Raw genomic sequence first — 21,459 nt, forward strand, 5'->3', positions numbered from 1 at the left:
ATGTGGATTGCGAATTGAGGAGTCGGATCGATGTCAGGTGTGGCGATACGAGACCTGGATCCGTCCGAGCCGACCACGGCGCGGACGGGTCTGCTGCGGCGGCTCGCGGAGCACGCGGCCGCCACCCCCGACGGCATCGCGGTGTCGGGGGCGCAAGTGCGCTGGAGCTACCGGGAGTTCCAGGGGATGACCGCCGGGCTCGCGGCCCGGCTGCGGGCGTCGGGGATCGGGGCCGGTGACACGGTCGCGATCCACGCGCGGCGCACGCCGGCCCTGGCCCTGGCGCTGGTGGCGGTCGCCCGCAGCGGCGCGGCCTTCCTGGTGTGCGACGCCGCGCATCCGGCCGGCCGCCTGCGCCTCCAGGCCGAGCAGGCGGCGGTCACGGCGTGGATCGCCTGCGACCCGCAGGGCGTCCCGGACGGGCTCGCGGGGGACCTGCCGGTGATCGGGGCGACGTCCGCCGGTGAACCCGCGCAGGACGACGCCGGGTTCGCTCCGGCCGGTACGGACGGCCGCGCCGCCTACATCGCCTTCACCTCCGGCACCACCGGGCGGCCGCGCGGCATCGTCGGCGGCTGGGAGCCGGTCGAGCACTTCATCGACTGGTACGTCGGCACGTACGGCATCGACCGTACGGTGCGCGGCGCCGTGCTCTCCGGGCTCGGCCACGACCCGCTGCTGCGCGATGTGTTCGTGCCGCTCTGGAGCGGCGGCACGGTGGTCTTCCCCGACGCCGACGTCCGCGAGGCCCAGGCCATCGGCCAGTGGCTCGCCGACGAGCGGATCACCCTCGCCCACCTGACCCCCGGCCTCGGCGACGCGCTGGCCGAGAGCGCCCCCGAGGGCGGCTGGCCCTCCCTGCGGCTGGCCGGCTTCGGCGGCGAGGCGCTGACCTGGCGCACGGTCGACGCCTGGGCCGAGCGCGCCCCCCGGGCCCACGTCCTCAACCTCTACGGCACCACCGAGACCCCGCAGGCGGTCTCCGTGTACACCGCCGCCGACCCCGCCCGGCCCGCCCCCGAACGGCACGGCGCCAGGGTGCCGCTCGGACCCGGCATCGACGGGGTCGAGCTGGCCGTGGAAGCGGGCGAGCTCCTCGTCCGCACCCGGTACCTCGCCCGCTACGCCGACGACGGCGCCCCCGAGGGCTTCGGCGGCAGCTACGCCACCGGCGACCTGGTGCGCCCGCTGCCCGACGGCACGCTGGAGTTCACCGGCCGCCGCGACGACCAGATCAAGATCCGCGGCCACCGGGTGGAGCCCGCCGAGACCGAGGCCGCGCTGCTCGCCGCCCCCGGCGTCGCGCAGGCCGTCGTCACGGTGCAGGGCGACACGCTGATCGCCCACGTGGTGGCCGCGCCCGGGCACGGCGTACAGGCGGACGAGGTACGGCGCTTTGCGGCCGACCGGCTGCCCGAGTACGCGGCGCCCGCCCACGTCGCCGTGCACGCCGCACTGCCGCTCACCCCCAACGGCAAGGTCGACCGGGCCGCGCTCGCCGCGCCCCGGGCCGCCGCCACCGACCGCCGGGTCCCGCGCACCGCGCGCGAGGAGATCCTGTGCGGCCTGTTCGCCGAGGTGCTCGGCGCAGCGCAGATCGGCCCGGACGACGACTTCTTCGTCCTCGGCGGCCACTCGCTGAAGGCGAACCGCCTCGTCAACCGGGTGCGCCGGGTCTTCGGCGTGGCCCTCCCGGTCAGCGCCGTCTTCGACGCGCCCACCCCCGCCCGGCTCGCCCGCGGCCTGGACGGCGCCGACGGCGGCACGGCGGAGCTCGCCCCCGCCGTCCGGCCGGAGCGGCTGCCGCTGTCCAGCGCCCAGCGCAGGCTCTGGTTCGTCCAGCAACTGGACTCCGACGACACCTCGTACAACATCGCCCTCACCCTCCGGCTGACCGGCCGGCTCGATCCGTCGGCGCTCGCGGCCGCCCTGGGCGACCTCACCGACCGGCACGAGGTGCTGCGCACCGTCTACCGCCGGCACGGAGGCGAGCCCTTCCAGCTGGTCCTCGACAGCGCGCACCCCACGCTGCACCGGGTGGACACCACCGAGGGCGGGCTGCCCGGCGAGCTCACCCGCCAGGCCCGCCACCGGTTCGACCTGGCGGCCGAGCCCCCGCTGCGGACCGTGCTGCTGGCCACCGGACCCGAGCGGCACACCCTGCTCGTCCTGGTCCACCACATCGCCGCCGACGGTGCCTCCTTCGGCCCGCTCGCCCAGGACCTGTCCGCGGCCTACACGGCCCGGCTCGCGGGTCAGGCCCCCGACTGGGCCGCGCTCCCCGTCCAGTACGCCGACTTCACCCTGTGGCGCCAGGCCGTCGAGCGCCCCGAGGACGACCTCGCCCACTGGGAGGACCGTCTGGCCGGTCTGCCCGACGTCCTGGAGCTGCCCACCGACCGGCCCCGCCCCGCCGTGGCGTCCGGTCGCGGCGGCCGGGTCCGGTTCACCGCGCCGGCCGAGCTGCACCAACGGCTCGCCCTGCTCGCCCAGCGCACCGGCACGACCGTGTTCATGACGGTCCAGGCGGGTCTCGCCGCGCTGCTCACCCGGCTCGGAGCCGGCACCGACATCCCGATCGGCACCGCCACCGCGGGCCGCTCCGACGAGCTCCTCGACGGCCTGATCGGATGCTTCACCAACACGGTGTGCCTGCGGACCGACACCTCGGGCGCCCCCACCTTCCTGGAGCTGCTGGGCCGGGTTCGCGAGGGCGACCTCGCCGACTTCGCCCACCAGGACCTGCCGCTCGACCGGCTGGTGGAGCACCTCAACCCGGCCCGGTCGCTCGCCTACCACCCGCTGTTCCAGACCATGCTGACCTTCCAGGGCGCCGAGCGGACCCGCTTCGCACTGCCCGGTCTCGATGTCGCCCTCGACACCGTCGACCGCCGCGCCGCCAAGGTCGACCTGTCGTTCCTGTTCGAGGAGGAAGACCTCTCCGACGCGGCGGACGCCGGCCTCGACGCCGGGGCCGGCGGCGCGAGTGCCCTCCTCGGCACCCTGGAGTACGCCGCCGACCTCTTCGACCTCGAGAGCGCCGAGCTCCTCGCGGCCAGGCTGATCCGTCTCCTCGACGCGGCCGCCGCCGAACCGGGGCTGCCCATCGGCGACCTGGAGATCATGGACGAGGAGGAGCGGAACCGGACCCTGGTGGAGTGGAACGACACCGCGCACCCGGTCGCCGGGGCCACCCTCCCCGAACTGTTCGAGCGGCAGGCGCTGCGCACTCCGGGCGCACTGGCCGTCGAGCACGCCGGAGTCGGCCTGACCTACCGGGAACTGGGCGAGCGAGCCAACCGGATCGCCCGCCGTCTGATCGCCCTCGGCGCCGGTCCGGAGACCTACGTGGCGGTCGCCCTCGACCGCTCCACCGACCTGGTGGCCGCGCTGCTCGGCATCGCCAAGGCGGGCGCCGCCTACCTGCCGCTGGACCTGTCCCACCCGGCCGACCGGATCGCCTTCGTGCTCGACGACATCAAGCCCGTCGCCGCCGTCACGACCCGCTCCACCGCCGACCGGGTGTCCGCCGGGCTTCCGCAGCTGGTCCTGGACGCCGCCGGTACCCAGGCGGACCTGCGGGCGACCTCCGCCGCGGACGTCACCGACGCCGAGCGCACGGTCCCGCTCACCCCCGCCCACCCCGCCTACGTCATCTTCACCTCCGGCTCCACCGGCCGCCCCAAGGGCGTGGTCGTCGAGCACCGCTCCCTGAACGCCTACCTGGCCTGGGCCCGGGACGCGTACGACAGCGTGAGCGGGCGGGCGATGGTCCACTCGCCGGTCTCCTTCGACCTGACGGTCACCGGTCTGTTCGCCCCGCTCACCGCGGGCGGCACGGTCCAGCTGGTCGAACTCGACGGGCGAGCCGCCGCCGAGGCCCCGCGCCGGCAGCCCTCCTTCGTGAAGGCGACCCCGAGCCACCTTCCCCTCCTCATCGAGCTGGACGGCGGTTTCTCCCCGTCCCGCCAGCTCGTCCTGGGCGGCGAGTCGCTGATGGGCGAGGTGCTCGACCAGTGGCGGGCCCGCAACCCCGAAGCGACCGTGATCAACGAGTACGGGCCCACCGAGACGACCGTCGGCTGCACCGAGTTCCGCATCGCCCCCGGCGAGCCGGTCCCCACCGGAGTGGTCACCATCGGCCGCCCGGTCTGGAACACCCGGATGTACGTCCTCGACGCCCGGCTGCGCCCGGTGCCGGCCGGGGTGGCGGGCGAGCTCTACATCGCGGGCGACCTGGTCACCCGCGGCTACCACGACCGCCCGGAACTCACCTCCGCCCGCTTCGTCGCCGACCCGTACGGCCCGTCCGGCGCCCGCATGTACCGCTCCGGCGACCTGGCGCGCTGGAACCGCGCGGGGCTGCTGGAGTTCATCAGCCGGGTCGACGACCAGGTCAAGGTGCGCGGCTTCCGCATCGAGCTCAGCGAGATCGAGTCCGTGCTCGGCGCCCACTCCGACGTCCTGCAGGCCGCCGTCGTGGTCCGCGAGGACCGGCCCGGGGACAAGCGCATCATCGCCTACGCCGTCCCCGCGGGCCCCGCGCTCGCCCCGGACGACCTGCGCACCTGGGCGGCCGAGCGGCTGCCCGAGTACATGGTCCCGGCGACCGTCGTCCTGCTCGACGAGTTCCCCGCCACCGCGAACGGCAAGCTGGACCGTGCCGCCCTGCCGGAACCCGTGGAGCGGGCCGCCGCAGCCGGCGGACCCTCGTCGCGCACGGCCCGCGAGGAGATCCTGTGCGGACTCTTCGCCGAGGTCATCGGTGTCGACGAGGTCGCCGTGGACGCCAACTTCTTCGACCTGGGCGGGCATTCGCTGCTCGCGACCCGGCTGATCGGCCGCATCCGGTCGGTCTTCGCCGCCGAGGTCTCCCTGCGCACCCTCTTCGAGGCCCCCAGCGTGCGCGAGATGGCGGCCCGTCTCGACACCGCCGCCCAGGCCCAGGTCCCGCTGGCGCCCCAGCCGCGCCCGGAGCGCCTTCCGCTCTCCGCGGCCCAGCGCCGCCTGTGGTTCCTCAACCGGCTGGAAGGGCCGAGCGCGACGTACAACGTACCGCTCGTGCTGCGACTGGAAGGCCCGCTGGACACGACGGCACTGCGCGCCGCGCTCGGTGACGTGGTGGCCCGGCACGAGAGCCTGCGCACCCTGCTCCCCGAGGAGAACGGCGTACCCCGGCAGGACATCGTGCCGGCCGGCCGGGCGGCCGCGGACCTGCACGTCGAGGAGGTCACGCCCGAGGAGCTGGAGGCGGCGCTCGGCGAGGCGGCCCGGTACGCGTTCAGCCTGGACGCCGAACTGCCGCTGCGGGCCACCGTGTTCCGGCACGCGCCGAACCGGCACGCCCTCCTGCTCCTGATCCACCACGCGGCCGCCGACGGCTGGTCCACCGGCCCGCTGCTGCGGGACCTGTCCGAGGCCTACGCGGCCCGGCGCGACGGGCACGCCCCCCGATGGGCCGCGCTCACCGTGCAGTACGCGGACTACGCGCTGTGGCAGCAGGAGGTGCTGGGCTCCGAGGACGACCCGCAGAGCCCGCTCGCCCGGCAGATCGACTACTGGACCGGCCGCCTGGCGGGACTGCCCGAACTGATCGAGCTGCCGCTGGACCGCCCGCGCCCCGCCGTCGCCTCGCACCAGGGCGAGCTGATCCCCTTCCGGATCGGCGCCGACGACCACCGGGCGCTGAAGTCCCTCGCCCGCACCACCGGCACCACCGTGTTCATGGTGTTCCACGCGGCGCTCGCGGCGCTGCTGACCCGGCTCGGCGCGGGCACCGACGTACCGATCGGCACGGCCGTGGCCGGACGCTCGGACGAGGCACTGGACGATCTGGTCGGGTTCTTCGTCAACACGCTGGTGCTGCGCACCGACACCTCCGGCAACCCGACCTTCCGTGAACTGCTGGAGCGGGTACGGGAGACGGACCTGGCGGCCTTCGCCCACCAGGACGTGCCCTTCGAGCGGCTCGTCGAGGTCGTCAACCCGGTCCGCTCGCTCGCCCACCACCCCCTCTTCCAGGTCATGCTCGTCCAGCAGGACGAAGCGGGCGGAAACCTGGCGCTGCCCGGAGTCACCGGACGCATCGAGGACCTGAGCGCGGGCATCGCCAAGTTCGACCTGGTCCTGTCCATCCAGGAGGACCCGGACGGCGTCGGCGGCAACCTCGGTTTCGCCACCGACCTCTTCGACCGTGCCACCGCCTCGGCGGTCGCCGAGCGTCTCGTGCGCGTCCTCGAAGCGGCCGCCGCCGACCCCGACCAGCCGGTCGGAGCCCTCCCCGTCGTCACCGACGAAGAGCGCCGCACCCTGCTGGACACCTGGAACGACACCGCTCGGCCCGTCCCGGCCGGCTCCCTGCCCCGGCTCTTCGCCGCGCAGGCCGCCCGCATCCCCGACGCCCCCGCCCTGCGGCTCGGGTCCGAGACGCTCTCGTACGCCGAGCTCGACCGCCGCGCCAACCGCTTCGCCCATCGGCTCGTCGCCGAGGGCGTGGGCCCCGAATCGCGGGTGGCGCTCTTCCTGGAGCGCTCCTTCGACGCGGTCGTCGCGATCCTGGGCATCCTCAAGGCGGGCGGCATGTACGTCCCCCTGGACGTGCGCTACCCGGCCTCCCGGCTCCGCATCATCCTCGACGAGGCCGCCATCACGATGGTCGTCACGGACCGGGCCGGGCTGGAACTCCCGCCGGGCGCACGGATCCTGGAGCCCACGGCCGACGGACACCCCGACCACGACCCGGGCGTTCCGGTCCACCCGGGGCAGCTCGCCTACGCCATGTTCACCTCGGGCTCCACCGGCACCCCCAAGGGCGTCGCGGTCACCCACGAGAACATCGCCGCGCTCGCCCACGACCGCTCCTTCAGGAACGGCGCCCACCAGCGCGTGCTGCTGCACTCGCCGCTCGCCTTCGACGCCTCGACGTACGAACTGTGGGCGCCACTGCTCGCGGGCGGCGAGGTGGTCATCGCACCCCCCGGTGACGTGGACATCGACGTGATGAAGAGGCTGCTCACCGGCGAGGGCCTGACGGCGGTCTTCCTCACCACGGCCCTGTTCAACCTGCTCGCCGAGGAGCCGGGCAACCCGCTCGCCGGGCTGCGCGAGGTGTGGACCGGCGGCGAGGCCGGCTCGCTCACGGCCATGCGCCACGCCGTCGACCACTGCCCCGGTACCCAGGTCGTGCACGTGTACGGGCCCACCGAGTCCACCACGTACGCCACCCGGCACCTGGTCCGACGCCCCTACGACTACCGGGGGATCCCGCCCATCGGCGGACCCATGGACAACACCACCGCGTACGTCCTCGACGAGCGGCTCCAGCCGGTGCCGGTCGGCGTGCCGGGCGAGCTGTACATCGGCGGCGACGGTCTGGCGCGCGGCTACCTGGGGCGCGCCGCGCAGACCGCGGGGCGTTTCGTGGCCGGCCCGTTCGGCACTCCGGGCGGGCGCATGTACCGCACGGGTGACGTGGTGCGGTGGACCACGGACGGCCAGCTGGAGTTCGTGGGCCGGGCCGACGACCAGGTGAAGGTGCGGGGTTTCCGCATCGAGCTGGGTGAGATCGAGTCCGCGCTCGCGGCGCAGCCCGGTGTGGCGCAGGTGACGGTGGTGGTCCGTGAGGACCGGCCGGGTGACAAGCGGATCGTGGCCTACCTGGTGGGTGACGTGGTGGCGGAGGTGCTTCGTGCGGCGGTGGCCGAGCGGCTGCCGGAGTACATGGTGCCGTCGGCGTTCGTGCGGTTGGAGGCGTTGCCGCTGACGCCGAACGGGAAGCTGGACCACAAGGCGCTGCCGGCGCCGGTGTTCGCGCCGACGGGTGGCCGGGCTCCGCGGACCGCGCAGGAGGAGATCCTGTGTGGCTTGTTCGGTGAGGTCCTCGGCCTGGATCAGGTCGACCCGGAGGCCAACTTCTTCGAGATGGGCGGGCATTCGCTGCTCGCGACCCGGCTGATCAGCCGCATCCGCTCGGTCTTCGACGCCGAGACCGAGATTCGCACTCTGTTCGAGAACCCGACCGTGGAGACCCTCGTGGGCCGCCTCGCGGGAGCCGAGAAAGCCCGGCCCAAGCTGCGGCCGATGAAAAGGTCCAAGGAGACGTCATGATCCCGCTCTCTTACGCACAGCGGCGCCTGTGGTTCCTGTACCGCCTGGAAGGCCCGAGCCCGACGTACAACGTGCCGTTGGCGTTGCGGCTGGACGGAAAGGTCGACGCGGAGGCGGCCCGGTCGGCGCTCGATGACGTGGTGGGCCGGCACGAGAGCCTGCGGACGCTGTTCCCGGCCGCGGACGGTGTGCCGCGGCAACAGATCGTGCCGGCGGAGAAGGCGTCCGGGCTGCTCGACGTGGTGGAGGTTCCGGCCGACGGTCTGGAGGCGGCGCTCGGTGAGGCCGCGCGGTACGCGTTCGTGCTGGACGCGGAACTGCCGTTCCGGCCGACGCTGTTCCAGGTCGACGGTGCCGGGGACGTGCTGCTGCTGGTCCTGCATCACATCGTGGCGGACGGCTGGTCGGCGGGCCCGCTGCTGCGGGACCTGTCCGAGGCCTACGCGGCCCGGGTCGGCGGATCGGCCCCCGAGTGGGACGACCTGGAGGTGCAGTACGCGGACTACGCGCTGTGGCAGCAGGAGGTGCTGGGCTCCGAGGACGACCCGGAGAGCCTGATTTCCCGGCAGTCGCAGTTCTGGCGGGACGAGCTGGCGGGTCTTCCGGAGCTGATCGAGCTGCCGCTGGACCGGTCCCGGCCGGCCGTCGCCACCCACACCGGCGACATCGTCCCGCTGCACCTGGACGCCCGGAGCCACGCGGCGCTGGTCCAGCTCGCCCGCCGTACCAACAGCACCATGTTCATGGTGTTCCACGCGGCGCTCGCGGCGCTGCTGACCCGGCTCGGCGCGGGAACGGACGTACCGATCGGCACGGCCGTGGCGGGACGCTCGGACGAGGCGCTGGAGGACCTCGTCGGGTTCTTCGTCAACACGCTGGTCCTGCGCACGAACACCTCGGGCAACCCGACGTTCCGTGAACTGGTGGAGCGGGTGCGGGAGACGGACCTGGGGGCCTTCGCCCACCAGGACGTGCCCTTCGAGCGGCTCGTCGAGGTCGTCAACCCGGTCCGCTCGCTCGCCCACCACCCCCTCTTCCAGGTCATGCTCGTCCTCCAGAACAACGCGGAGGGCAAGCCGGCCCTGGGGAGCCTGACCGGCCACGTGGACGACCTCAACGTCGGCACGGCCAAGTTCGACCTCGCCTTCACCGTCCACGAGCAGTACGCCGCCGACGGCACCCCCGCCGGGGTGGGTGGCGCGCTCACCTACGCGACGGATGTCTTCGACCGTGGTTCGGTCGAGGTGCTGGTGGGGCGTCTGGTGCGGCTGCTGGAGGCGGTGGCCAAGGATGCGGACCGTCCGGTGGGTGCGTGGGACGTGCTGGCTCCGGGTGAGCGGGCGCGGATGCTGGGGGAGTGGAACGACACGGCCCGTGAGGTGCCGGAAGGCTCCTTCGTCGAACTCTTCGAGGAGCGCGTGCGGTCCGCCCCCGGAGCGGTGGCGGTGGAATTCGGTGAACTCTCCCTCACCTACGGCGAGTTGAATGCCCGGGCGAACCGGCTGGCCCGTCATCTGGTGGGGATCGAGGTCGGTCCGGAGCGGCGGGTGGCGGTGGCGCTGCCGAGGTCGCTGGAGTGGCTGGTCTCGGTGATCGCCGTGATGAAGGCGGGTGGCGCGTACGTGCCGGTGGACCCGGAGTATCCGGCCGACCGGATCGCGTACATGCTGCAGGACGCCGACCCCGTCGCCGTCCTCACCCGCGCCGATACCGCCGACGTGCTGCCGGACGGTGTCCGCCCGACCCTGATCGAGGATCTGGCCCTCGACGCGTACGCAGCCGCTGACCTGACGGACGCCGAGCGCACGGCCCCGCTGCTGGTGGGCTCGCCGGCGTGGGTGATCTACACCTCCGGTTCCACCGGCCGCCCCAAGGGCGTCGTCGTCACCCACGCCGGCGTCGCGAGCCTCTCCCACTCCCAGATCCAGTCCTTCCGGATCACCGCGGACAGCCGGGTGCTCCAGTTCGCCTCGCCGAGCTTCGATGCGGCGGCCTGGGAAGTGGTCATGGCGCTGCTGTCGGGGGCCCGGCTGGTGCTGGCGCCGGCCGAGGAGCTGATGCCGGGTGAGCCGCTGGCCGGGGTACTGGCCCGGCATGAGGTGACGCACGCGACGCTGCCTCCGGCGGCCCTCGCCGTGATGCCGCAGGACGGTCTGCCGGCCGGGATGACGCTGGTGGTCGCGGGTGAGGCGTGCCCACCCGCGATGGTCGGCAAGTGGTCCCAGGGGCGCCGGATGATCAACGCCTACGGTCCGACCGAGACCACGGTGTGCGCCACGATGAGCGGCCCGCTCTCGGGGGCCGTGACCCCGCCCATCGGCACCCCCCTCACCAACTTCCAGGTGTACGTGCTGGACGCGGCCCTGCAGCCGGTGCCCGCGGGCGTTCCCGGTGAGCTGTATGTGGAGGGAGCCGGTCTGGCGCGGGGCTATCTGGGGCGCGCCGCGCAGACGTCGGGGCGTTTCGTGGCCGGCCCGTTCGGCACTCCGGGCGGGCGCATGTACCGGACCGGTGACGTGGTGCGGTGGACCACGGACGGCCAGCTGGAGTTCGTGGGCCGGGCCGACGACCAGGTGAAGGTGCGGGGTTTCCGCATCGAGCTGGGTGAGATCGAGTCCGCGCTCGCGGCGCAGCCCGGTGTGGCGCAGGTGACGGTGGTGGTCCGTGAGGACCGGCCGGGTGACAAGCGGATCGTGGCCTACCTGGTGGGTGACGTGGTGGCGGAGGTGCTTCGTGCGGCGGTGGCGGAGCGGCTGCCGGAGTACATGGTGCCGTCGGCGTTCGTGCGGTTGGAGGCGTTGCCGCTGACGCCGAACGGGAAGCTGGACCACAAGGCGCTGCCGGCGCCGGTGTTCGCGCCGACGGGTGGCCGGGCTCCGCGCACTGCGCAGGAGGAGATCCTGTGTGGCTTGTTCGGTGAGGTCCTCGGCCTGGATCAGGTCGACCCGGAGGCCAACTTCTTCGAGATGGGCGGGCATTCGCTGCTCGCGACCCGGCTGATCAGCCGCATCCGCTCGGTCTTCGGAGTCGAACTCCCCGTCCGCACGCTGTTCGAGGCCCCCTCGGTCGGGGCCCTGGCCCAGCGCCTGGACGGCGCGGCCCGCGCCCGTACGGCCCCGTCGGCGCGGCAGCGGCCCGAAGTGGTACCGCTGTCCTTCGCCCAGCGCAGGCTGTGGGTGCTCGACCAGGTCGACGGCAGCGGTTCGACGTACAACGTGCCGTTGGCGTTGCGGCTGGACGGAAAGGTGGATGTAGAGGCGGCCCGGTCGGCGCTGGGCGATGTGGTGGGCCGGCACGAGAGCCTGCGGACGGTGTTCCCGGCCATGGACGGTGTGCCGCGGCAGCAGATCGTGCCGGTTGAACAGGTGTCCGGGCTGCTCGACGTGGTGGAGGTTCCGGCCGACGGTCTGGAGGCGGCGCTCGGTGAGGCCGCGCGGTACGCGTTCGTGCTGGACGCGGAACTGCCGTTCCGGCCGACGCTGTTCCAGGTCGACGGTGCCGGGGACGTGCTGCTGCTGGTCCTGCATCACATCGTGGCGGACGGCTGGTCGGCGGGCCCGCTGCTGCGGGACCTGTCCGAGGCCTACGCGGCCCGGGTCGGCGGATCGGCCCCCGAGTGGGACGACCTGGAGGTGCAGTACGCGGACTACGCGCTGTGGCAGCAGGAGGTGCTGGGCTCCGAGGACGACCCGGAGAGCCTGATCTCGCGGCAGTCGCAGTTCTGGCGGGACGAGCTGGCGGGTCTTCCGGAGCTGATCGAGCTGCCGCTGGACCGGTCCCGGCCGGCCGTCGCCACCCACGCCGGCGACGATGTCGACATCCACGTCCCCGCCGACGTCCACCGGTCGCTCTCCGCGCTCGCGGCCACGACCGGCACCACCACCTTCATGGTGCTTCAGGCGGCGCTCGCGGCGCTGTTGACCCGGCTCGGCGCGGGAACGGACGTACCGATCGGCACGGTCGTGGCGGGGCGCTCGGACGAGGCGCTGGACGATCTGGTCGGGTTCTTCGTGAACACGCTGGTGCTGCGCACCGACACCTCTGGTGATCCCACGTTCCGTGAACTGCTGGAGCGGGTACGGGAGACGGACCTGGCGGCCTTCGCGCACCAGGAGGTGCCGTTCGAGCGGCTGGTCGAGGTCGTCAACCCGGTCCGCTCCCTCGCCCACCACCCCCTCTTCCAGGTCATGCTCACGCTTCAGGCGCAGGAGCGGGCCTCCGTCCGACTGGGCGACCTGCCCACCGACGTGTCCGGTCTCGACGTCGGCGCCGCCAAGTTCGACCTCGGCTTCAGCCTCACCGAGCAGCGGTCCGAACAAGGCGAGGTCGCCGGGATCGACGGCAGCGTCGTCTATGCGACGGATGTCTTCGACCGTGGTTCGGTCGAGGTGCTGGTGGGGCGTCTGGTGCGGCTGCTGGAGGCGGTGGCCAAGGATGCGGACCGTCCGGTGGGTGCGTGGGACGTGCTGGCTCCGGGTGAGCGGGCGCGGATGCTGGGGGAGTGGAACGACACGGCCCGTGAGGTGCCGGAGGGTTCCTTCGTCGGGCTGTTCGAGGAGCGCGTGCGGCGCTCGCCGGACGCGGTGGCGGTGGAGTTCGAGGAAATCGCGCTCTCCTACGCCGAGTTGAATGCCCGGGCGAACCGGCTGGCCCGTCATCTGGTGGGGATCGGGGTCGGTCCGGAGCGGCGGGTGGCGGTGGCGCTGCCGAGGTCGCTGGAGTGGCTGGTCTCGGTGATCGCCGTGATGAAGGCGGGTGGCGCGTACGTGCCGGTGGACCCGGAGTATCCGGCCGACCGGATCGCGTACATGCTGCAGGACGCCGACCCCGTCGCCGTCCTCACGAGTCAGGCGTGTGCCGGTCAACTGCCGTGCGCCCCGGACGCGTTGGTGCTCATCGACCAGGTCCGGCTCCGGGAGCTGGACGCGGCTGACCTGACGGACGCCGAGCGCACGGCCCCGCTGCTGGTGGGCTCGCCGGCCTACGTGATCTACACCTCCGGCTCCACCGGCCGCCCCAAGGGCGTCGTCGTCACCCACGCCGGCGTCTCCTCGCTGGCCGCCGGCCAGATCGAGCGATTCGGTGTGGTGTCCGACAGCCGGGTGCTCCAGTTCGCATCGCCGAGCTTCGACGCCGCGGCCTCCGAGGTCTTCATGGCGCTGCTGTCGGGGGCCCGGCTGGTGCTGGCGCCGGCCGAGGAGCTGATGCCGGGTGAGCCGCTGGCCGGGGTACTGGCCCGGCATGAGGTGACGCACGCGACGCTGCCTCCGGCGGCCCTCGCCGTGATGCCGCAGGACGGTCTGCCGGCCGGGATGACGCTGGTGGTCGCGGGTGAGGCGTGCCCACCCGCGATGGTCGGCAAGTGGTCCCAGGGGCGCCGGATGATCAACGCCTACGGTCCGACCGAGACCACGGTGTGCGCCACGATGAGCGGCCCGCTCTCGGGGGCCGTCATCGCGCCCATCGGCACCCCGATCGTCAACGCGCGTGTCCACGTCCTCGACGGACGGCTCCAGCCGGTGCCGGTCGGTGTGCCGGGCGAGCTGTACGTGGAGGGCTCGGGCCTGGCGCGTGGCTACCTGGGGCGCGCCGCGCAGACGTCGGGGCGTTTCGTGGCCAGTCCGTTCGGTGCCCCGGGCGGGCGCATGTACCGCACGGGCGACGTGGTGCGGTGGCGGGCCGATGGCCAGCTGGAGTTCGTGGGCCGGGCCGACGACCAGGTGAAGGTGCGGGGCTTCCGCATCGAACTGGGTGAGATCGAGGCGGTCCTGGGCGTTCAGCCGGGTGTCGTGCAGGCGGCCGTGGTCGTCCGCGAGGACCGGCCGGGCGACAAGCGGGTCGTGGCCTACGTGGTCGGCGACGCCGGGACGGAAGCGCTGCGCGCCGGGGTGGCCGAGCGGCTGCCGGAGTACATGGTGCCCTCGGCGTTCGTACGGCTGGAGGCGCTGCCGCTGACGCCGAACGGCAAGCTGGACCACAAGGCCCTGCCCGCACCGGTGTTCGCCGGTGCTGCGGGCGGCGGCCGGGCTCCGCGCAGCGCGCAGGAGGAGATCCTGTGCGGCCTGTTCGGTGACGTCCTCGGCCTGGACCAGGTCGACCCCGAGGCCAACTTCTTCGCCCTCGGCGGCGACAGCATCCTCGCCATCCAGCTCGTCAGCCGGGCCCGACGGGCGGGCCTGGTGTTCTCCGCCCGCGACGTCTTCGGGCACCAGTCGGTCGCCCAGCTCGTGCTGATCGCCCAGGCCGCCCCCCAGGAGGCCGCCGACAGCGCCGAGGACCAGGGCAGCGGCGAGGTCGTCGCCACGCCGATCATGCACTGGTTGCGGGAGCTCGGCGGTACCTGGACCGGGTTCAACCAGTCGATGACCGTCCAGGTGCCGGCGGGCGCCGACGGGCCGCGGCTCACCGATGCCGTACAGGCCCTGCTCACCCGGCACGACGCGCTGCGGCTGCGGGCCCGGCAGGACGGCGACGGCTGGCGCCTCGACATCAGGCAGCCCGGCGAGGTGCGGGCGGCGGACCTGCTGCACCGTGTCGACGCGAGCGGGCTCGACGACCGGGAGCTCGCCGCCGTGGCGGCCTCGGAAGGGGAGGCGGCCCGGCTGCTGCTCGACCCGGAGCAGGGCACGGTGATCCGCTTCGTCTGGTTCGACCGGGGCGCCGCCCGCCCGGGACTGCTCCTGGTCCTCGCGCACCACCTCGCGGTGGACGGCGTGTCCTGGCGCATCCTGCTGCCCGACCTGGCCGCTGCCTGGCACGGCGAGGAACTCGCCCCCGTACCGGCGTCCTTCCGTCGCTGGGCGCGGACGCTGGCCTCGGCGGCAGCCGGGCGGCGCGGCGAACTTCCGCTCTGGAAGTCCGTCATGGCCACCCCCGACCCGCTGCTCGCGGCCCGCCCCCTCGACCCGGCACGGGACACCGAGGCCGCCACGCGCTCGATCACCCTGACCCTGCCCGCGGAGGTCACGGCCCCGCTGCTCACCACCGTGCCGGCGTCCGTCCACGGCGGGGTGAACGACGCCCTGCTCACGGGCCTCGCCCTCGCGGTGCGCGACCACCGGCGGGCGCGCGGCGTGGACGCCCCGGCCCTCCTGCTGGACCTGGAGGGACACGGCCGCGAGGAGATCGCCGAGGGGGTCGACCTCTCCCGTACGGTCGGCTGGTTCACCTCGCTGTATCCGGTGCGGGTCGAGCCGGGCGACGTACCGCTCGCGAGCGCCCTGAAGCGCGTGAAGGAACAGCTGCGGGCCCTGCCCGACCACGGCATCGGGCACGGCATGCTGCGCCACCTCGACGAGGAGTCGGCGGCCGCCCTGTCCGGCCGGCCCGCCCCGCAGATCGGCTTCAACTACCTGGGCCGCTTCCCCGCGGCGCGATCCGCCGGTGAACCGGGCGCGTTCGCCTCCGCCGGGGACTGGGCGGCCGTCTCCGGAGTGCCGTCCCCGGCGCCCCGCGACCCGGGCATGCCGGTCGGGCACGCCCTGGAGGTCAACGCCGTCACCCGGGACCTGCCCGACGGGCCCGAGCTGACGGCGACATGGACCTGGCCGCACGAGCTGTTCGGCGAGGACGAGGTACGTGCCCTGGCCGCCGGCTGGTTCGACGCGCTGCGCGCCCTCGCCGAGAGCGTGCAGGACCCCGGAGCGGGTGGCTTCACCCCCTCCGACCTTTCCCTGGTGAGTCTGAGCCAGGACGAAATCGACGACCTGGAAATCGAATTGAGGAACATCGCATGAAGACATCGGGCCTCGAGGACGTCCTGCCGCTCTCGCCGCTGCAGGAAGGCCTCCTCTTCCACGCCCTGGCCGAGGAACCGCAATCCGGTCCGGCCGACGCGGACGTCTACACCACCCAGATGGTCCTGGAGCTGACCGGACCGCTGGACGCCGCCCGCCTGCGCACGGCTGCCGAAGCCCTGCTGCGGCGCCACGCCAACCTGCGGGCCGGATTCCGGCAGCGGGCCAACGGCCAGCCGATCCAGGTGGTGCACCGCGAGGTCCCGCTGCCCTGGCAGGAGACCGACCTCGGGCACCTGGTGCCCGGGAAGCGCGACACCGCCCTGCAGGTGGTGCTCGACGAGGAGCGGGCGCACCGCTTCGACCTGGCGGCCCCGCCCGCCCTGCGGTTCCGGCTGGTCCGCCTGGAAGAGCAGCGCCACTCGCTCGTACTGACCAACCACCACATCCTGTGGGACGGCTGGTCCGCACCGGTGCTCCAGCGCGAACTGCTCGCGCTGTACGCCGATCACGGCGACCCGGCGAACCTGCCGCCGGTCAGCCCCTACCGCAACTACCTCGCCTGGCTCGCCCGCCAGGACCGGGACGTCTCCGAGCAGGCGTGGCGGCGGGCGCTCGACGGCCTCGCCGGGCCGACCCTGGTCGCCCCCGGCCCGGAGCGCGGGCCCGTCCAGCCGGAGTACCACACCGTCGAACTGCCCGAGGAGCTCACCGCCGCCGTCGTCGGTGGCGCGCGGGCCGGCGGGCTGACCCTGAACACCCTCCTGCAGGGCGTCTGGGCGCTGACCCTCAAGGAGCTGACGGGCCTCGAGGACGTGGTCTTCGGGTCGGTGGTGTCCGGGCGGCCGCCGGAGATCCCCGGCATCGAGACCATGGTCGGCCTGTTCATCAACACCGTCCCGGTGCGGGTCCGGCTCGACGCGGACCTCCCGCTCACCGAGGCCCTCGGCAGGCTCCAGGACGAGCAGGCGCTCCTCCTCGACCACCAGCAGCTGCGTCTCGGCGATGTCCAGCGGCTGGTCGGTTCCGGGGACCTGTTCGACACCGTGCTGACCGTGGAGAACTACCCGGGCGGCGGCGAGGCCCCGCCGTCCTACGCCGGGGTGCGGGTCGGTCGCGTCACCGGCAAGGACGCCGCGCACTACCCGCTGCGGCTGATCGCGGGCCTCGCCGGCGGGCGGCTCCTGGTGCGCCTCGAATACCGGCCCGACTTGTACGAACCGGCCGCGGCCGAGGCCGTGCTCGGCCACGTCGTACGGCTCCTGAAGGCGGCTGCCGACCCGTCCCGCATCACGGTGGGCGAGCTGCCCGCGCTCTCCGCCGACGAGCGGGCCCTGCTGCCCGAGTTCGCCGCCACCGCCGACGCGGATGCGGACGCCGACGCGGATGCCGTTGCCGGTGCTCCCGCCACGCGGCGGCAGGCCACCGGGACCACCCCGCAGCAGGAGATCCTGTGCGGCCTGTTCGCCGAGGTCCTGGGCCAGCGCGCCTTCGCCCCCGACGACAGCTTCTTCGCCAAGGGCGGCCACTCGCTGTCCGCGCTGAAGCTGCTCGGACGGGTCCGTGCCGTCTTCGGTGTCACCGTGCCCGTACGCGTCCTCTTCGAGGCGCCCACGCCGGTCCAGCTCGCGGACCACATCCGGCAGGCGGCCGGCGAAGCGGCCCGCCCCGAGCCGGTGGCCGGCCGGCGCCCCGAGCGGATCCCGCTCTCCTTCGCCCAGCAGCGCCTGTGGTTCATGCACCGGGTGGAGGGCGCGAGCCCCGCCTACAACGTGCCGATGCCGCTGCGGCTCACCGGCGACCTCGACCTGTTCGCCCTCAGCGCCGCCCTCGGTGACCTGGTGGAGCGGCACGAGAGCCTGCGTACGGTCTTCCCCGACGACGCGGGCGACCCGTACCAGCTGATCCTGGAGGGCGTCGCGCCCTCGGTCGACGTGGTCGACACCGATGCCGAGCACGCCCCCGAGGTACTCGCCGAGGCCGCCCGGTACGCCTTCGACCTCACGGAGGAGATCCCGCTGCGCGTCACCGTGCTGCGGCTCTCCGAGCGCGAGCACCTCCTGCTGCTGCTCGTCCACCACATCGCCGCCGACGGCGGCTCGGTCGCCCCGCTCCTCGGGGACCTGGCAGAGGCGTACACCGCCCGGCACGCCGGGGTGGCCCCCGAGTGGCAGGCGCTGCCCGTGCAGTACGCGGACTACACGCTCTGGCAGCGCGAGCTGCTCGGCGAGGAGAACGACCCCGAGAGCCTGCTCGCCACCCAGCTCGACTACTGGCGCACCGCCCTGGCGGGCGCTCCCCTCCAGCTCGACCTGCCCGCCGACCGGCCGCGGCCCGCCACCGCCGACCACAGGGGCGACTTCGTGGAGTTCGCCCTCGGCGCGGACGCCCACCGGCGGCTCGGCGAACTGGCCCGGTCCGCGGGATCCACCCTGTTCATGGTGGTCCAGGCCGGCCTCGCGGCCCTGCTCAGCCGGATGGGCGCCGGGGACGACATCCCGCTCGGCACCGCCGTCGCCGGCCGCGGCGCCCCGGCCCTCGACGGGCTCGCCGGCTTCTTCGTCAACACGCTCGTGCTGCGCACCGACACCTCGGGAGACCCCACCTTCCGCGAACTGGTCAGCCGGGTCCGGGAGGCCGACCTGGCCGCCTACGCCCACCAGGAGCTGCCCTTCGAGCGGCTCGTGGAGGCGGTCAACCCGGTGCGCTCCGCCGCCGTCCACCCGCTCTTCCAGGTGATGCTGGCCTTCCAGAACAACGCCGGGCCCGCCATGGAACTGCCCGGTCTGACCGTTCGGTTCGAGGGCGTCGGCACCGGCACCGCACGCTGTGACCTGTCCTTCAGCATCGCCGAGACCCGGACGGCCGACGGGACCGCGGACGGGCTGCGCGGCATCGTCGAGTACGCCTCGGCGCTCTTCGACCCGGAAACCGCCCAGGCCCTCGCCGACCGGTTGGCCCGGCTGCTCACCTCCGCCGCCGAGGACCCGGCCCGGGCGCTCAGCGCCCTCGCCCTGCTCTCCGAGGCGGAGGACCGGCAGCTGCGTACCGAATGGCACGGCAGCGCGGCCGTCGTCGAACCCGACACCCTGCCGGCGCTGTTCGGCCGGCAGGCCGCGAAGACCCCCGACGCGCCGGCCGTCGAATGCGGCGGCACGGTCCTCAGCTACGCCGAACTCGACGCACGGGCCAATGAGCTGGCGCACCGGCTCGTCGCGCTGGGCGCGGGGCCCGAGCGCTACGTCGGCATCGCCCTGCCCGCCTCGGTCGAACTGGCCGTCGCGGTCCTCGCGGTCGTCAAGTCGGGCGCCGCCTATGTGCCGCTCGACCCCGACTACCCGGCCCAGCGGCTCACCCTGATGCTCGAAGACACCCGGCCGCAGGCCGTGCTCACCACGGCGGACCTGTCCGGACGGCTGCCCGCCACCGCCGCGCCCACCGTGCTCATGGACGAGGAGCGGGTCCGCCCCGTCGGCGCCGTGGCGCCGCCGCGGACCGCGCTGCGGCCCGACCACCCCGCGTACGTGATCTACACCTCCGGGTCCACCGGCCGCCCCAAGGGCGTCGTGGTCAGCCACGCCGGGCTCGCCGCGCTCGGCGCGAGCAGCCACACGGACCACGGGGCCGGCGAGGGCGGCCGCATCCTCCAGTTCGTGTCGCCCAGCTTCGACGTCTCCGTCGCCGAGATGTGCATGGCGCTGCTCACCGGGGCATGCCTGGTCATCCCCGAACAGCGGTACGTGGGCGCCGAACTCGCCGCCTTCCTCGCCGACCGGAGCATCAGCCACGTCCACCTGCCGCCCGCGGTGCTCGCCGGGCTGCCGGAGACCGATCTGCCCGCCCTGCACACGCTGATGTCCGGCGGTGAGGCCTGCACCCCGCAGCTGGTGGCCCGGTGGGCGCCCGGCCGCCGCATGATCAACGCCTACGGCCCCACCGAGGCCACCGTGGAGGTGACCTACGGCCTCCAGGATCCCGAGGACCCCGCCTCGGCCCGCTCGATCGGCCGCCCCGTCCCGGGCATGCGGACGTACGTCCTGGACCGGGCGCTGCGCCCGATGCCGGCAGGCGCCCTAGGCGAGCTCTACATCGCCGGGCCCGGCGTCGCCCGGGGCTACCTGCACCGGTCGGTGCTCACCGCGGGCCGCTTCGTCGCCGACCCCTGCGGCCCGGCGGGCAGCCGCATGTACCGCACCGGCGACCTGGTACGGCGCACCCGTGACGGCCGGCTCGACTTCGTCGGCCGCACCGACGGGCAGATCAAGCTGCGCGGCTTCCGCATCGAGCGCGGCGAGATCGAGGCCGCCCTCCTCGACGGCCCCGGGGTCGCGCGGGCCGCCGTCGTCGTACGGGAGGACCAGCCGGGCTCCCCGCGTCTGGTCGCCTACCTGGTGCCCGGGCCCGACGGGGTCGACGTCGCCGAGGTGCTCGGCGCGCTCCACGGCCGGCTCCCCGAGTACATGGTGCCGTCCGCCGGCGTCGTGCTCGACGTGCTGCCGCTCACCCCCAACGGGAAGCTGGACGAACGCGCCCTGCCCGCCCCGGTGGAGGAGGCCGGCGGCGCCGGCCGCGCCCCGCGCACCGCGCGCGAGGACGTGGTGTGCCGTCTCTTCGCCGAGGTCCTCGGTGCGGAGACGGTCGGCATGGACGACAACTTCTTCGACCGCGGCGGCCACTCCCTGCTCGCCTCCAAGCTCGCCGGGCTGATCGGGCAGGTGCTCGGTGCCGAGCCGACCGTGCGCGAGATCTTCGAGGCGCCCACGCCCGCGCTGCTGCTGCGGCGCATCGACGGTGAGGACGGCGGTGAGGGCGGTGGCTTCGCGCCGCTGCTGCCGCTGCGCACCACCGGTTCGCGTCCCCCGCTGTTCTGCGTGCACCCCGTGGGCGGGCTCAGCTGGTCGTACTCCAGCCTGCTGCGCACCCTCGACCCCGAACAGCCCGTGTACGGGCTCCAGTCGGCCGGCCTCGACGGCGCCGGGCCGATGGCGGCCACGCTGGACGAGATGCTCGACGGCTACGTCGAACAGATGCGCACCGTGCAGCCGCACGGCCCTTACCGGCTGCTCGGCTGGTCCCTCGGCGGCACCCTCGCGCACCTGCTCGCCGCCGAGCTGCAGCAGCGCGGTGAGGAGGTCGAGCACGTGGTGCTCCTGGACGCCTTCCCGGTGGAGGAGCACCGGCGCCACGAACTGCCCACGGACCAGGTGCTGCGCGACCTGTTCCAGGCGTACGCGCGGCTCCACGGCGACGACCCGGAGGACGTGCCGGGCGAGCGCGCGGGGGTCCACGCCCGGGTCGTCGGCTACATGGGCCTCAGCGACAGCGAGCTGCGTCACCTGGACGAGGAGCAGCGGGGCATGGTGCTCGACGTGCTGGTGAACAACGTACGGCTCGTCTCGCCCGCCCAGCCCCCGCTGTTCAAGGGCGACCTGCTGCTGGTGGCCGCCACCGAGAACGTGCGCGAGTGGGCGGACCAGAGTGCCTGGGAGCCCCATCTGTCCGGGGTGATCGAGCGGTTCGAGGTCGCCGCCACGCACGAGGCGCTGGTCTCGCCCGCAGCGGCCGCCGAAATCGGCCGGATGCTCTCGACGCGTCTGTGAATTGACAGCCCCCGCCC

Annotated in this window: 3 protein-coding genes; all 3 read left to right on the plus strand. The window is 73.8% G+C overall.

The features are described from left to right. The first annotated feature begins 30 nt into the window (after window positions 1–30). The 3 genes from ACZ45T_RS15345 to ACZ45T_RS15355 are packed head-to-tail and all read left to right on the plus strand — an operon-like array spanning window position 31 to window position 21,442. On the plus strand, window positions 31–8,106 hold the full coding sequence (locus tag ACZ45T_RS15345; RefSeq protein WP_468441308.1) for an amino acid adenylation domain-containing protein: 8,076 nt from the start codon (window positions 31–33) through the stop codon (window positions 8,104–8,106). Further along, window positions 8,103–15,842, plus strand: a complete 7,740-nt coding sequence (locus ACZ45T_RS15350; protein ID WP_468441310.1) for an amino acid adenylation domain-containing protein — start codon at window positions 8,103–8,105, stop codon at window positions 15,840–15,842. Before ACZ45T_RS15345 ends, ACZ45T_RS15350 begins: the two co-directional genes overlap by 4 nt. Next, entirely contained in the window at window positions 15,839–21,442 is a 5,604-nt protein-coding gene (locus tag ACZ45T_RS15355; protein WP_468441312.1) for an amino acid adenylation domain-containing protein, read from the plus strand. Before ACZ45T_RS15350 ends, ACZ45T_RS15355 begins: the two co-directional genes overlap by 4 nt. Window positions 21,443–21,459: the final 17 nt, after the last annotated feature.

This window comes from Streptomyces sp. NPDC030995 (assembly GCF_055571215.1).

Coding starts and splice junctions, on each gene's coding strand:
- ACZ45T_RS15345 (WP_468441308.1), top strand. CDS start 31: ATGTCAGGTGTGGCGATACGAGACCTGGATCCGTCCGAGCCGACCACG.
- ACZ45T_RS15350 (WP_468441310.1), top strand. CDS start 8,103: ATGATCCCGCTCTCTTACGCACAGCGGCGCCTGTGGTTCCTGTACCGC.
- ACZ45T_RS15355 (WP_468441312.1), top strand. CDS start 15,839: ATGAAGACATCGGGCCTCGAGGACGTCCTGCCGCTCTCGCCGCTGCAG.